This is a genomic window from Inquilinus sp. OTU3971 (assembly GCF_038440215.1).
The window spans coordinates 17,745-31,792 of sequence record NZ_JASATH010000085.1 but is presented as its reverse complement, the minus strand read 5'-3'; the positions used below and the strand labels follow the sequence as shown (position 1 = coordinate 31,792).

Here is a 14,048-nt window from a genome sequence, read left to right as displayed (position 1 = left end):
GGCTGCGGCCCCGGCCGTTGCGAAAGCGGACCAATTCTGGTAGACGACCGCGCTTGCGTGAGCATTCACTCACGCCGTACCGACGCCGGCACCCCTGGAGGCCGGCGTCTTCACTTAGGAGAGAGCCGATGGCCGATACCATCAAGATCACGGCCGAGGCGCGCGACCGGGCCGGTAAGGGGGCAGCACGGGCAGCGCGTCGGGCCGGGATGATCCCGGGCGTCATCTACGGCGACAACAAGCCGCCGGTGCTGTTCAGCGTCAACGCCCAGTCGCTGCTGAAGATCCTGCGCGACCCCGCCGCGCTGACGCACCTCTACGACATCGAGATCGGCAGCGAGAAGCACCACGTGCTGGCACGCGACATCGCGCTGGACCCGGTGAGCGACAGGGCGATCCACCTCGACTTCCTGCGCGTCAGCGACAAGACCACCGTCCATGCCGACGTGCCGGTGCATTTCGAGAACGAAGCCGCTTCGCCCGGCATCAAGCGCGGCGGCGTGCTGAACGTCGTCCGCCATGACGTCGAGCTGATCTGCCGCGCCGAGGCGATCCCGGAATACGTCTCGGTCGACCTGACCGGTGCCGAGATCGGCGACTCGCTGCGCATGAGCGCGATCAAGCTGCCGGAGGGCGTCCGCCCGGCCGTGCAGGACCGCGACTTCGTGATCGCCACCGTCGCGGCGCCGTCGGCCGTCCGTGCCGAGGCCGCCGAGGCTGCCGCCGCTGCGGTGACCGGCGAGGCCGCCCCGGCCGCTGCCGAGGAGCCGAAGGCCTGATCAAGGCCGGGCGAGCTGGGAGAGTGCGATGCTGCTGTTCGTCGGCCTCGGCAATCCCGGTTCGCAATATGCGTATCACCGGCACAATGTCGGGTTCATGGCGCTCGACGACATCGTCGAGCGCCATTCCTTTTCGCCCTGGAAGCTGAAGTTCCAGGGCCGGCTGGCGGAAGGCCGGCTCGGCCCCGAGCGCGTGCTGGCGCTGGAGCCCACCACCTACATGAACGAGAGCGGCCGGTCGGTCGGCGAGGCGATGCGCTTCTTCAAGCTCACGCCCGACGACGTCGTCGTGTTCCATGACGAGCTCGACCTCGCGCCCGGCAAGGTCCGGGTCAAGAAGGGCGGCGGCACCGCCGGCCACAACGGGTTGCGCTCGCTCGACGCCCATATCGGGCCGGAATTCTGGCGCGTCCGCATCGGCATCGGCCATCCCGGCCACAAGGACCGGGTGCATGGCTGGGTGCTGGGCGACTTCGCCAAGGCCGACGAGGCCTGGCTCGACCCGCTGCTCGAGGCGATCGCCGGGGCGGCGCCGCTGCTGGCCGAGAAGGCGGCCGGGAAGTTCATGACCCAGATCGCCCAGACCACCCAGGCGGCGTGATCCGACGCCTCACCGTGGCAGCCTCATTGACCTTTGCTGCGCCGCACGACTACCCCCTTGATCCGATCGTTCCGGGGGCGCATCGTATGGCCACGTGGTCGGCATAGCCGGTAACGCGTATTGGCCAGCCGCAACGCCCTTGCGGCGACCTCCGTCAGAATGGCAACCCGGCATCGCCGGGTGAGCCTGCGGACAAAAGAGCAAAACGAGGAGCCGCCGCCGTGCGGCTCCTCTACTGTCTGGGCCCTGCAATCAGTCCCAGATCGGCGGGATCGGCGTCTGCGCCACCAGTGAATTGGCCGGCTCGACGCATTGGAAGCCGATGTAGTGCCATTGCCGGTCGGAGGCCAGCGCCATGCGGCCGAACTGGCCGCAATGGCGGTCGGCGGCGGTCTGGGCCCCCGCGGCGTCGCGCTCGTTGAAGGTCTCGACCACGACGAAGTCCTTCGCCGGCTGCGGCGCGCAGGCGCCGGCCAGAAGCGCGGCGGACACAAGCAGGATCGGTCGCATCGGCGGACTTCCTCATCGGGTCGCGGTGAAGGCAACCGCTTCGGACAGAAGCGAACCCGATCAGGATCACAAAATTTCCGCCGACGGCCAACCGGCTTTTGCTGAGACCTGTGCTGCCGCCGTGCCGCGCACCGCCTATCCGGCCATGGACAGCCGCCGATAGGACAGCGCCTCGGCGATCTGGGCCCGGCCGATGGCCTCGGCGCCGGTCAGGTCGGCCAAGGTGCGGGCGACGCGCAGCACCCGGTGATAGCCGCGGGCGGACAGGCGCAGCCGCTCCGTCGCCTGAGTCAGGAGGGTGGCGCCGGCCGAATCGGGCACCGCCACCCGGCTCAGCACCGACCCGTCGGCCTCGGCGTTGGTGGTGATGCCGTCGCCGGCATAGCGCGCGGCCTGGATCTCCCGCGCCGCCGCCACCCGGGCCGCCACCTCGGCCGAGCCCTCGGCCGGCGGCGGCAGCGACAGGTCGGCGGCCGAGACCTGCGGCACGTCGACATGCAGGTCGATGCGGTCGAGCAGCGGGCCGGACAGGCGCGACTGGTAGTCCTGGCCGCAGCGCGGCGCCCGGCCGCAGCCCAGCGCCGGGTCGCCGAGATGGCCGCAGCGGCAGGGATTCATCGCCGCCGCCAGCAGCACCCGGGCCGGGTAGGTGATGTGCGCGTTGGCCCGGGCGATCACCGCCCGGCCGCTCTCCATCGGCTGACGCAGCGATTCGAGCGTGGCCCGGGCGAATTCCGGCAGCTCGTCCAGGAACAGCACGCCGCGATGGGCCAGCGAGATCTCGCCCGGCCGGACCCGCAGCCCGCCGCCGACCAGGGCCGGCAGCGAGGCGGAGTGGTGCGGGTCGCGGAACGGCCGGCGGCGCATCAGCCGCCCGCCTTCCAGCAGGCCGGCGACCGAATGGATCATCGACACTTCCAGCGCCTCGGCCGGCGACAAGGGCGGCAGCAGCCCGGGCAGGCGCGCCGCCAGCATCGACTTGCCGGAGCCGGGCGGCCCGATCATCAGCAGATTGTGGTTGCCGGCGGCCGCGATCTCCAGCGCCCGCTTCGCCGTCTCCTGCCCCTTGACGTCACGCAGGTCGAGGCCGGGCCCGTCCGCCGGCGCCAGCAGCGGCTGCGGCTGGGCCAGAACCTGGGTGCCCTTGAAATGATTGACCAGGGCCAGCAGCGTCGGCGCCGCCAGCACGTCGATCCGGCCCTCGGCATCGGCGGCCCAGGCCGCCTCCGGCCCCGAGGCGGCCGGGCAGATCAGGCCGAGCCCGCGCTCCGCCGCGCCCAAAGCCGCCGGCAGCACCCCGGCGACCGGGGTCAGCGCGCCGTCCAGCGCCAGCTCGCCCAGCGCCATGTACTGCCCGATCTCCTGCACCGGCAGCACGTCGAGCGCGGTCAGCAGGCAGAGCGCGATCGGCAGGTCGTAATGGCTGCCCTCCTTGAGCATGTCGGCCGGCGCCAGGTTGATGGTGATGCGCCTGGGCGGCAGCGCCAGGCCCAGCGCATGAAGCGCGGCCTTCACCCGTTCGCGGCTTTCCGCCACCGCCTTGTCCGGCAGGCCGACCAGGGTGATGCCGGAGAAGCCGCCAGAGACCTGCACCTGCACGTCGACCGGCGCCGTCTCGATCCCCTGGAACGCGACCGTGGCGATCCGGGCGACCATCTAGACGCAACTTGAAGGGAGTGGAAACCGCGGCGAGAGCATATTTAAAATTGTCTTCTATCTATACTACACAACCAATATTCAGTCTGCTGCGGGGTGCTTGTCAATCGATCTTCCGGTGCGCCCAAGCGCAGCGAAGCGGTCTTGCCGCCGCATCGGCCCTTGGCGATCATGCGGCATGAGTGATCCGAACGCCTCCGCCATGCCCGCGCCCCTGCCGCTGTCGCGCCTGATCGAGACGGTCTATGGCCGGCTGTTCGGCGATCTCGGCGTGTTCATGAGGATCGCCCTGGTCTGGACCGGGATTGCCGTGCTCCTGCTCGTCGCCCTCGGCATCCTGGCGCCGCAGGCCTGGGACGGGCCAGGCGAAAGCTTCATCACGGCCGTCGTCGGCGCCGGCACCGCCATCGGCTGGCACCGCTTCGTACTGCGCGAGGAGCGCCGCGCCTTCTCCGGCCCGAACACCCTCGCGCGATACGTGCTGCTGGCTTTCGTCGCCGTGCTGCCCGGCGCCGCCATCCTGCTGATCGGTACGCCCACCGTCGCGGTCCTGCTGCGCGGGCTGGGCGACCGGGCCGGCGCCACGGTGATCACCACGGTCATCATCCTGCTGGTCGCCGTCGGCGCCGCCGTCACCTTCCGATTTTCCCTCATCCTGCCGGCCGTGGCGATCGGCGACCGCTCGATGACCTTCCGGCGGAGCTGGGCGGCGACGCGGGGCAACGTCGCCCGGATCTTCGTCGGCGGCATCGTGGTGCAGATCCCGCCCTGGCTGGGCATCGGCCTGCTGGCATGGCTGCTGGAGCGCTGGCGCGGCGCGCCGCGCGCGTCCGGCCCCGGCATCGGCGACTATGTCTTCGCGATCATCGCGGCGCTGCTCCTGCTGCTGCTGTCCGCCCTCGCCACGGCCCTGTTCGCCGGCTTCCTGTCGGAGCTCTATCTCCGGCTGCGCCAGGATCCGCAGGATCCGGCCCCTACGCTCTGATCCCAGCATGGCTTGACCAGAGTTGGTCTACCCCTCATCCTAGCTCGACCAACCCTGGTCAAGTGCCATGAAGCAGATCAACATCTACGCGGCCAAGACCCAGCTCTCGCAGATCGTCGATCGGGTCAGCAAAGGCGAAAGCTTCATCATTGCCAAGTCCGGCACGCCGCTGGCCAAGCTGGTGCCGTTGGACGACGGCAAGCCGGGCAAGATCCGGTTTGGCCTGATGAAGGGCGAGATCCACATCGAGCCCGATTTCGATGCGCCGCTGCCTGACGCCGTCCTCGACGCCTTCGAGGGCGAGTCCTCGACGTGAGGCTGCTGCTCGACACCAACATCCTGCTCTGGGTGATGGACGACGACCCGATGCTGTCGTCCACGGCGCGCCGGACGATCGAACAGGCGACAGCGGTGTTCGTCAGCTCGGTCTCGATCTGGGAGATCAGCATCAAGGCCGCGCTGGGCAAGCTGCGGCTCGACATGATCAGGTTCATGCCGCGGTTGGCGGAGGCCGGGTTCGAGCAGCTGACCATGAGCTGGGATCACGCCAGAGCCGTGCACGACCTGCCGCATCACCACCGCGATCCGTTCGACCGGATGCTGATCGCGCAGGCCGTCAGCGAGCCACTGCGCCTGCTGACGCATGACAGGACGCTGGCGCGCTACAGCGATCTCGTCACCGTCGTCTGATTGCCATCCTCAGTTGCTGGCCTTGGCGATGCGCCAGAGGGTGCCGCCTTCGTCGTCGGAGACCAGGATCGACCCGTCCGGCAGCACCGCGATCCCGGCCGGGCGGCCCCAGACCTGGGCGGCGCCGTCGCCGCGGTTGACCCGGAAGCCGGTCGCCAGCGCCTCGTAGCCGCCTACGGGCTTGCCGTCCCGGAACGGCACCCGGACCACCATGTAGCCGATCGGGTCGGCGCGGTTCCACGAGCCGTGCAGCGTCACCAGCGCATCGCCGCGCCAGTCGGGGAACATCGACCGGTCGTAGAAGACCAGGTCGAGCGGCGCCGAATGCGATTCGAACAGCAGGTCCGGCACGATCGCCGTCTTCACCAGCTCCGGCTGCTTGTCCGCCAGGTCGGGCTGCGGATTCTGGCCGAGATAGGAGTAGGGCCAGCCATAGAAGCCGCTCTCCCGCACCGCGGTCAGATAGTCCGGCACCAGCCCATTGCCGAGGCCGTCGCGCTCGTTGACCACGGTGTAGAGCCGGCCGGTGCCCGGCTGCAGCGCCAGCCCGATCGGGTTGCGCAGGCCGGAGGCATAGGTGCGGCCGCCCGAGCCGTCCGGGGCGAAGACCTGGATGGTGGCGCGCGGCGCCGGCTCCTCGGCGATGTTGCTGCGGCTGCCGATGGCGACGAAGAAGCGGTCCGACCCCGGATCCCAGATCACGTTGCGGCTGTGATGGCCGTTGCCGCCGTCGAAGGCGCCGTCCGGCGTGATCTGCCGCGGCTTAGCCTGTGCCTTGGCGTCGCCCGGGGCATAGGGCACGCGCCACAGCCCGTCGAGATCGGCGATATAGAGCGCGTCGCGGCGCAGCGCCATGCCGTAGGGCTGGTCCAGCCCGGTCAGGAACGGCATGGCCCGGGCCCGCGCCGGCGGGTTGGGCGCGACCAGCCGGCTGATCCGGCCGGCCGACGGCTCCGACACCAGGATCGACCGGTCCGGCAGCACCAGCATCTCGCGCGCGCCGGAGAGGCCGGTGGCGAACAGCGACGCGGTCATGCCCTTCGGCACCTGCGGCCGCATCGCATCGGTGCGGGCCACGGTCTCCGATCTGTTGGCCACGGCATCGGTGGCGTAGGGCTTGGGCAGCGCGTCGGGCCGGATCTCGAACTTCGTCCCCGGCGCGACATCCTGGGCCGCGGCCGGCGAGGCGGTGAACGGGCTGGCGACGAGCAGGGCGAGCAGGGCTGCGGCCAGGCTTCGCATCGGCGTCTCCTCCACATCCTTGGTGAAGATGTGGGGCCCGGAAAGCCCGCGGAAAGGACCTCGATGGGAAATTTGTCCGACAAGGGACAAACCGCAGCCAACCGGCCGCGAAACAAATGGCCGGCTGCGGCGTTGCTGAGGGGCGACTATCCGCCCGGGCTACGGCCCCGGGCCCCGAATCGGAGATTTTGCGATGATCCGCCGCCTGACCCTGATCCCCTGCGCGCTGGCCCTTGCCGCGCTGGCCGCCTGCGGCGACGAGACCCCGACCCCGACCGCGCGGACCGAAGCCATCGCCAGCAAGACCGTCGGCTACCGCTGCGCCGACGGCACCAGCCTGTCCGCCGGTTTCACCGGTGACGCGCTGGTGCTGGCCGATGGCGGCAACACGGTAACGCTGCAGCGCGCGATCTCGGGCAGCGGCGCGCGCTACACCAACCCCTACGGCGCCGAGTTCTGGGACAAGGGCGGCCAGGCGACCTACAGCCGCATCGCCGGCGGCGCCAGCACCAGCTGCACGGCAGGATAAATGTCAGAGGCGGTCGCGAACGCCGCGGCCGCCTCTCCGATCTCAGACGTTGAAGCGGAAGTGGAAGATGTCGCCGTCGCGGACGATATAGTCCTTGCCTTCCTGCCGCATCTTGCCGGCGTCCTTGGCTCCCTGCTCGCCACCGAGCGCGACGAAGCTGTCATAGTCGATGGTCTCGGCCTTGATGAAGCCGCGCTGGATGTCGCTGTGGATCTCGGCCGCGGCTTCCGGCGCGGCGGCGCCGGCCCGCACGGTCCAGGCCCGCGCCTCCTTCGGCCCGACGGTGAAGAAGGTGAGCAGGCCGAGCAGCTTGTAGCCGGCGCGGATCACCTTGTTCAGCCCCGGCTCCTCGAGCCCGATCGAGGCCAGGAACTCCTGCTTCTCCTCGGCCGAGAGCTGCGCCAGCTCGGCCTCGATCGCGGCCGAGATCACCACCGCCTCGGCGCCCCGGGCCTTGGCCATGGCCTCGACCCGCGCCGAATGGGCGTTGCCGGTCGCGGCCTCGTCCTCGGAGACGTTGCAGACATAGAGCACCGGCTTGGAGGTCAAGAGCGCCAGGCGCCGGAACGGCTCGCGCTCATCGGCTGAGAGCTCGACGGTACGGGCCGGCTTGCCCTCGCGCAGCACGACCAGCGCCCGCTCCATCAGGTCGATCTCGGCCTTGGCGTCCTTGTCGCCGCCCTTGGCCCGCTTGGCCGCGGACTGCACCCGCCGCTCCAGCCCTTCCATGTCGGCCAGCATTAGCTCGGTGTCGACGATCTCGGCGTCGCGCACCGGATCGACCGAGCCTTCGACATGGGTGACCTCGCCCTCGAAGCAGCGCAGCACGTGCAGCACGGCGTCGGTCTCGCGGATATTGGCCAGGAACTGGTTGCCCAGCCCCTCGCCCTTCGACGCGCCGCGCACCAGCCCGGCGATGTCGACGAACTCCAGCTGGGTGGCGATGATCTTGGCCGAGCCCGCGATCGCCGCCAGCTTGTCCAGCCGCGGATCGGGCACGCCGACGCGGCCGGTGTTCGGCTCGATCGTGCAGAATGGATAGTTCGCCGCTTCCGCCGCCTGGGTGGAGGTCAGCGCGTTGAACAGCGTCGACTTGCCGACATTGGGCAGGCCGACGATTCCGCAATTGAATCCCATGGGTTCTCGTCCGGATCTTCGAATCGGCGTCCGTCTAACACGGATACTCCGGCGAGGGGAGTCATGGCCGGCCCGTCCCGCACTTGACGCCGGCTCGGCGAGGATGGCACCTGGAGGGGAGATTGTCCTGACGAGCTGCCGGCATTTCCGTCCGGGCGAGTGAGCCGGACCGTTCCCGACCAAGCCGAAAACCCGCCTGCCGCAGTGCCCTCGACGCCCTGGAGATCTGCCCCATGACCCTGACCCTGCCCCGAGTCATCGGCCATCGCGGCGCCGCGGCCCATGCGCCGGAGAACACCCTGGCCTCGTTCCGCAAGGCCGCCGCTTTGGGCGTCGAGATGGTCGAGTTCGACGTCAAGCTGACCCGCAACCGGGTGCCGGTGGTGATCCATGACGACACGCTGGACCGCACCACCGACGGCAGCGGCCCGATCGCCAATTCCGACTTCGCGGCGGTGCGGATGCTGGATGCCGGCCGGAAATTCGCGCCCGAATTCCGCGGCGAGCGGGTGCCGACCCTGGACGAGGTGCTGACCCTGGCGCTGGAGCTGGGCCTGGCGGTCAACATCGAGATCAAGCCCTGCCCCGGCCGCGAGGTCGAGACCGCCGAGGTGGCGCTGGCCGCGGCGCAGAAGCTGTGGCCGGCCGACCGGCCGAAGCCGCTGGTCTCCAGCTTCGCCATCGAGAGCCTGCTGAGAGCCCGCGAGATCGCGCCCGACTGGCCGCGCGGCTACCTGATCTGGGAGCGGCCGGCGGTCTGGGCCGCCAATGCCGACGCGATCGGCGCCGCCACCATCAATGTCAGCCAGGAGAAGGAGACGGCGGAGACCATCGCCGAATACCGCGCCACCGGCCGGCCGGTGCTGGCCTACACGGTGAACGAGGCGGAGCGGGCCAAGGCGCTGTTCGACATGGGCGTCGCCGGCGTCTTCTCCGACGCCCCCGATCGCATCCTCGCCCTCTGATCGCCGTTTTTGCCGCCGATACGGGGCGCGGCCGCGAGCTTCGGGAGAGATTTGGCGCGTGCAGGGCTTCATCGACCAGACGATCGCCACCATCAGCGCCAATGCCGCCTGGGCCGGGCCGATCATCCTGGTCTTCGCCTTCGGCGAGTCCTTCGTCGTCCTCAGCCTGCTGCTGCCGGCCACCACCCTCCTGGTCGCCGCCGGCACGCTGATCCAGTCGGGCACGCTGAGCCCGTGGGACGTCATCCCCTGGGCGATCGCCGGCGCCATCCTGGGCGATGCCGTGTCCTACTGGATCGGGGCGTGGCTGGAGCACCGGGTGGAGCGGATCTGGCCGTTCACCCGGCACCCGCAGCTGCTGCGCACCGGCCGCGACTTCTTCCACCGCTGGGGCGGCGTCAGCGTCTTCATCGGCCGCTTCCTCGGCCCGGTCCGCGCCGTGATCCCGCTGGTCGCCGGCATGATGGGGATGCGCCACATCCCGTTCCAGATCGCCAATGTGACCTCGGCGATCGTCTGGGCGCCGGTCTGGGTCGGCCTCGGCTGGTTCGCCGGCGAGACCCTGAGCCGCATCTTCGGGATTGAAGATGCGGCGCCGCTGCTGCTCATAATCCTGGCCGTCGCGACGCTGGTCGGCGCCGCGGCGGCCTTCCGCCTGCTGACGCGCAAGAGCAAGAGTTCGCATGAGGATCGCCCGGACCGTCGTCCCTAGCCTGATCATCGCCGCCGCGCTGGCCTTCGCCGCCGCGCCCGGACCGGCGCGGGCGGATGGGCTGGACGACTTCTTCAGCGGCATCCGCCGCCAGTTCGAAGAGCCGGCCAGGCCGAGCCGGTCGCAGAGCTGCGCCCAGACCGAGGCCGAGGCGCATGTGCTGGCGACCACGGCGGAGAACGATCTCGGCAGGGTGCGGGTGCGGATCGACCGGATCGAGCGCGACGCCGGCGCCGGCACCGCGCGTGATTCGATCGACCAGGCGACCCAGATCGCGAGCCAGGCCCAGGGCCTGTCGGCCAAGCTGCGCCGGGCCCAGGCGGCCTATCGCACCATCATCGGCCAATGCGGCCGGCCGGACCTGCAGAGCGAAAGGCTGGGCAGCCTGGCCCGCCGGCTGGACGCCGAGGCGCGGCGGGCGAACCGCCTGGCCGACCGCATCGCCTCGACCCCGACCGGCGCCCTGCCCGGCGGCCCCCAGGCCTGCCCGGCGCTGGTCGACGACGCCCAGTCGGTGCAGGCCGACACCACCGCCGTGCTCGACCGCATCGGCAAGCGCCTGCGCGAGCTGGAGGGCGCCGACCCGCTGGCCGCCCGCACCGGCGCCCTGGCCGTCGCCGACGACATCGCCGAGCAGCGCCAGCGCGTCGACACCATCGACGCGCGCGCCGCCACCCAGGGCCCGGACTGCGCCGAGGCCGCGGCGATCCGCGACCGCGCCGCCGGCGACCGCCAGTCGCTGCAGGCGCTGCAGAACCAGGCCGACCTCCTGATCGGCCCGCCGGCGCCGGACGGCGCCGCGCCGACTCTGACCACGGCGCAGCGCCGCAAGGTCCAGGAGCGCCTGGCCGCCCTCGGCCATTACCGCAGCCCGGTCGACGGCCTATTCGGCGATGGCACCCGGCGGGCGATCGCCCTTTACCAGCGCGCCGGCGGCGCCGCCGCCACCGGCCGGCTGACCCAGGCCCAGGCCGATGCGCTGCTGGCCGACCCGGCGACGGCACCGCCGCGACCGCTGGTCCAGCAGGCGGAGGCACCGGCCAAGCCGGAGGAGGCGGTGCCTGCCCGGCCGGCGCCCTTGTCCGGCTCCGGTCGGATACCTCCGGCTTCGCCCGAACCCGCCGTGGCACCGGACACGCCCGCTGCGGCGGAGGCGGCACCGCCGGCTGCCGCACCGGAGGCTCAGGCGACCCAGGCCGCTCCGGATGCCGCGCCGAAGCCTGATGTGCCACCCGCCACCGAACCGCCGGCCGCCGCGGCGCCCGCCCCGGCCACCGACGCACCTCCGGCTGCTGCCCCACCACCGCCGGCCGGAGAGGCACAGCCTGCGCCGGCCGCCCCGATCGCCCCGACCCAGCCCGCCGCACCCCCGGCCGATGCGACGATGGTGCCGTCGGCCCGGGTTGCCGCCCGGCTGATCGAGGCGCTGCGCCGCTGGCCGCAGCCGCCGGTGGTGACCGCGGCGCCCACGCCGGATGCAGCGCCCGCGGCCCCGGATCCCTTCGCCGAGCTCTACGCCCGGCTGCGCGGCCACGCCGCCAATGGCGAGATGCCGGCGGTGCAGGCCGGCCGCTACGAGCTGGTCGGCATGGCGCTGCTCGAGCACGGCGCCGAATCGACCCAGATGCTGGATGCCGACCTGCTGCTGGTCCAGGCCGCCCAGGCCCTCGACGCGCGCGACGAGGCCCGCCGCGGCCGGGCCGCGGCGGCGCCCTTGATCGGCCGCCTGGGCAGCGGCGAGAGCCGGCGGTCGCGGCAGTCGCTGGAGGCGGCGACGGCCTGGCTGGGGCTGCGCATCGTCGCCGCCGACCTGCTGGAGGCGATCGAGGCGGCGAAGGCCGACCCGCTGGACGGCACCACCGCCGACCGCATGGCCGAGCGGCTGGACCAGATCGAGCAGGTGATGGCCCAGGCCCAGGACGGCGTCGACGAGCTGGCGGCCCAGGCCCTGTTCCTGCGCGCCGCCGTGCTGGCCTCGGCCGGGCGGATGCCGGACGATGCCGAGCTGAAGGCCGAGATCGACCGCCTGCTGAAATAACACCTCACCGCGAATTCATCTCCGGGCCAGCCTCGTGCAAGGGCATGCCGCATAGCCTCGGGCCCTGCGGACGTGCGCTCGCGCCGGATCTCTGCCGGCGCCGAACAGGGACATCCGGCTGCCCGGCCCCCCGCGCGGCCGGCAGCCGAGGAGGAACGGATGAGAGCGCGGATCCTGGCGGGGGCCGCCGCGGCGGCCCTGCTCTGCGGCGTCGCTTCGGCCCGGGCGGATGATGATCCGCCGGCCCGGGTCGGGCGGCTGGCCGATGTCTCCGGCGCGGTGTCGCTGCGCCCCGACCCGACCCAGCCCTGGGCCGTGGCCGCCCGCAACCAGCCGGTGAGCTCCGGCATGTCGCTCTGGACCGAGCCGCAGGCCCGGGCGGCGCTGGAGATCGGCCCGGCCGAGCTGCATCTCGGCAACCAGGCCGAGCTGGACATCCAGCGGCTGGATGACCAAGCCTTCGCCGCCCAGCTCGGCCAGGGCTCGGTCAACATCGACATCGCCGACCTGCAGGCCGGCGAGACCTGGACCGTCGACACCCCGCGCGGCACGGTCACGCTGGACCGGCCGGGCGAATACCGCATCGACGCCGGCACCACCCAGGATCCGACCCAGGTGGTGGTGTTCTCCGGCGAGGCGCAGATCGCCGGCGGGCCGGACGGGCCGGTCGACATCCAGGGCAGCGAGACTGGCGTAGCCGCCGGCAGCGATCCGTTCACCTACACCCTGGCGCAATCGGCCGACCGCGGCCCGCTCGACGACTGGGCCGACGGCCGGATCCGGGCGGCGTCCGCGGCGCCGCGCTATGTCTCGCGCGCCATGACCGGCTACCAGGATCTGGATGCCGCCGGCACCTGGCACGAGACCCCGACCTACGGCACGGTCTGGTACCCGACCGACGTGCCGGCCGACTGGGTGCCCTACCGCTACGGCCGGTGGGACCATGACGATCGCTGGGGCTGGACCTGGGTCGACGACCAGCCCTGGGGCTTCGCACCGTTCCACTACGGCCGTTGGGCCTATGTCGGCGACCGCTGGGGCTGGGTGCCCGGCCCGGTCGAGGCGCATCCGGTCTACGCCCCGGCCCTGGTCAGCTTCTTCGCCGGCGCCGCGGTCGGCGCCGCCATCGCCACGGCGGCCGACAGCCACCCGATCGGCTGGTACCCGCTGGGCCCGGGCGAGGTCTACCGCCCGCCCTACCGGGTGAGCGACACCTATGTCCGGAACGTGAATGTCACCAACATCCGGAATGTCGAGATCGACAACATCCACAACGGCCCGACCACGATCGTCGAGGACGGCGCCAACCGCCGCTTCGCCACGGTGGTGCCGGCCCAGGTCCTGTCAGGGCGCCAGCCGGTGGCGCATGCGGCGCTGCCGGTGGCGGCGGACCAGCTGGACCATGCCCGGCTGACCCCGGTCGCGGCCCTGCCGCATCCCGACGCCCCGGCCGCCGGGCGGCCCCCGGCGCCGCATCCGGCACTCGCCCGTGGGCCGGACGGCCGCCTGCCGCTGGCCGCCGCCGACCCGAACCGGCCCCGCCCGCCGGCGCCGAGCCAGCCGGCCAAGCCGATCGATCGCGCGGCCGCGGCACAGGGCCAGCAGAACCGGCCGCCGCTGGCTGTCCCCGAACAGCATGGCCCGGCCGCTCCGGCCCAGGCGGCCGGGCAGCCGCCCCTGGCACCGACCGGCAAGCCGCCGGCCGCCGGCACTGCCCAGGTCCAACCGGCCCATCCGCCCTTGCTCAACCGCAACCAGCACGGGCCCGAGACGCCGAGCACTGCCGCCCAGCCCGGCCCCACACCCCAGATACAGCCCGGCCATCCGCCGCTGCCGGAGCGCGGCCAGCGGCCTGCGAGCGCACCGGCCGGTGCTCCGGTCCGACCGCCCGCGCAGCCGCCTGCCGGGCACCCGGAGCCGCAGCCCCAGGCCGCAGCGCATCCGCCAGCGGCGCCGCAGCGTCCGGCGATCGCCCGGCCCCCGGTGCAGCCGCCGTCGCACATCGCCGCCGCGCCGCACCCGGCGCCCCGCATTGCCCAGCCGCAAGCCCAGCACCGGCCGCCGCCACCGCCGGCCCGGCGCCCGCTGCCGCCGCCGGACAAGCGGCAGCAGCAGGACCAGAACTGACCTCGCGGACCCTCACCGCCGGTTATGACGTCCCGAAGCCGCGGTCCTGGCCTGCCCCCGGATTCCCGCTACACTCG

At 72.1% G+C, this 14,048-nt stretch carries 14 protein-coding genes; 10 read left to right on the top strand and 4 right to left on the bottom strand.

Going from position 1 to position 14,048, the window contains the following annotated elements; all coding sequences use genetic code 11:
• Positions 1 to 128 precede the first annotated feature (128 nt).
• Positions 129 to 779 (top strand): 50S ribosomal protein L25/general stress protein Ctc, encoded by a 651-nt coding sequence (locus AAHM41_RS21135; RefSeq protein WP_342238556.1) that lies wholly within the window; start codon positions 129 to 131, stop codon positions 777 to 779.
• Between the two features lie 28 nt (positions 780 to 807).
• Complete coding sequence (pth, locus tag AAHM41_RS21130) at positions 808 to 1,380, top strand: aminoacyl-tRNA hydrolase (RefSeq protein WP_342238555.1); 573 nt, start codon at positions 808 to 810, stop codon at positions 1,378 to 1,380.
• A gap of 252 nt (positions 1,381 to 1,632) precedes the next feature.
• On the opposite strand, the gene AAHM41_RS21125 is transcribed toward pth, so the two are convergent.
• Both AAHM41_RS21125 and AAHM41_RS21120 read right to left on the bottom strand, forming a co-directional pair.
• Positions 1,633 to 1,890 carry a hypothetical protein gene (locus AAHM41_RS21125; RefSeq protein ID WP_342238554.1) on the bottom strand — a complete coding sequence of 86 codons (258 nt, stop codon included), beginning with the start codon at positions 1,888 to 1,890 and terminating at the stop codon, positions 1,633 to 1,635.
• Positions 1,891 to 2,025: 135 nt separating this feature from the next.
• Positions 2,026 to 3,546: a YifB family Mg chelatase-like AAA ATPase gene (locus AAHM41_RS21120; RefSeq protein WP_342238553.1), complete on the bottom strand. Its 1,521-nt coding sequence runs from the start codon at positions 3,544 to 3,546 to the stop codon at positions 2,026 to 2,028.
• 178 nt (positions 3,547 to 3,724) lie between these two features.
• Between AAHM41_RS21120 and AAHM41_RS21115 the strand changes: the two genes are divergently transcribed.
• The 3 genes from AAHM41_RS21115 (at position 3,725) to AAHM41_RS21105 (ending at position 5,221) form a co-directional block, all read left to right on the top strand.
• The gene (locus AAHM41_RS21115) at positions 3,725 to 4,531 is read left to right on the top strand and encodes a hypothetical protein (RefSeq protein ID WP_342238552.1); all 807 of its coding nucleotides are present in this window, start codon (positions 3,725 to 3,727) and stop codon (positions 4,529 to 4,531) included.
• Positions 4,532 to 4,598: 67 nt separating this feature from the next.
• Positions 4,599 to 4,847 carry a type II toxin-antitoxin system Phd/YefM family antitoxin gene (locus tag AAHM41_RS21110; protein ID WP_342238551.1) on the top strand — a complete coding sequence of 83 codons (249 nt, stop codon included), beginning with the start codon at positions 4,599 to 4,601 and terminating at the stop codon, positions 4,845 to 4,847.
• Positions 4,844 to 5,221, top strand: a complete 378-nt coding sequence (locus AAHM41_RS21105; protein ID WP_342238550.1) for a type II toxin-antitoxin system VapC family toxin — start codon at positions 4,844 to 4,846, stop codon at positions 5,219 to 5,221. The genes AAHM41_RS21110 and AAHM41_RS21105 overlap by 4 nt, the downstream gene beginning before the upstream one ends.
• 9 nt (positions 5,222 to 5,230) lie before the next feature.
• Here AAHM41_RS21105 and AAHM41_RS21100 read toward each other — a convergent pair whose 3' ends face one another.
• Positions 5,231 to 6,463, bottom strand: coding sequence for a PQQ-dependent sugar dehydrogenase (locus AAHM41_RS21100; protein WP_342238549.1), 1,233 nt, complete (start codon positions 6,461 to 6,463; stop codon positions 5,231 to 5,233).
• 193 nt (positions 6,464 to 6,656) lie between these two features.
• On the opposite strand from AAHM41_RS21100, the gene AAHM41_RS21095 reads away from it, so the two are divergent.
• A complete protein-coding gene (locus tag AAHM41_RS21095; protein ID WP_342238548.1) occupies positions 6,657 to 6,992 on the top strand; it encodes an MliC family protein in 336 nt (111 codons plus the stop codon).
• A 42-nt stretch (positions 6,993 to 7,034) separates the two neighbouring features.
• Here the strand turns inward: AAHM41_RS21095 and ychF are convergent, their stop codons facing one another.
• Positions 7,035 to 8,129 carry a redox-regulated ATPase YchF gene (gene ychF, locus AAHM41_RS21090; RefSeq protein WP_342238547.1) on the bottom strand — a complete coding sequence of 365 codons (1,095 nt, stop codon included), beginning with the start codon at positions 8,127 to 8,129 and terminating at the stop codon, positions 7,035 to 7,037.
• A 233-nt stretch (positions 8,130 to 8,362) separates the two neighbouring features.
• Between ychF and AAHM41_RS21085 the strand changes: the two genes are divergently transcribed.
• From AAHM41_RS21085 to AAHM41_RS21070, 4 genes are all read left to right on the top strand, one after another.
• Positions 8,363 to 9,094 carry a glycerophosphodiester phosphodiesterase family protein gene (locus AAHM41_RS21085; RefSeq protein ID WP_342238546.1) on the top strand — a complete coding sequence of 244 codons (732 nt, stop codon included), beginning with the start codon at positions 8,363 to 8,365 and terminating at the stop codon, positions 9,092 to 9,094.
• Positions 9,095 to 9,152: 58 nt separating this feature from the next.
• The gene (locus AAHM41_RS21080; protein ID WP_342238545.1) at positions 9,153 to 9,806 is read left to right on the top strand and encodes a DedA family protein; all 654 of its coding nucleotides are present in this window, start codon (positions 9,153 to 9,155) and stop codon (positions 9,804 to 9,806) included.
• Positions 9,778 to 11,844: a peptidoglycan-binding domain-containing protein gene (locus tag AAHM41_RS21075; protein ID WP_342238544.1), complete on the top strand. Its 2,067-nt coding sequence runs from the start codon at positions 9,778 to 9,780 to the stop codon at positions 11,842 to 11,844. The genes AAHM41_RS21080 and AAHM41_RS21075 overlap by 29 nt, the downstream gene beginning before the upstream one ends.
• A gap of 159 nt (positions 11,845 to 12,003) precedes the next feature.
• Positions 12,004 to 13,971, top strand: a complete 1,968-nt coding sequence (locus AAHM41_RS21070; RefSeq protein ID WP_342238543.1) for a DUF6600 domain-containing protein — start codon at positions 12,004 to 12,006, stop codon at positions 13,969 to 13,971.
• Positions 13,972 to 14,048: the final 77 nt, after the last annotated feature.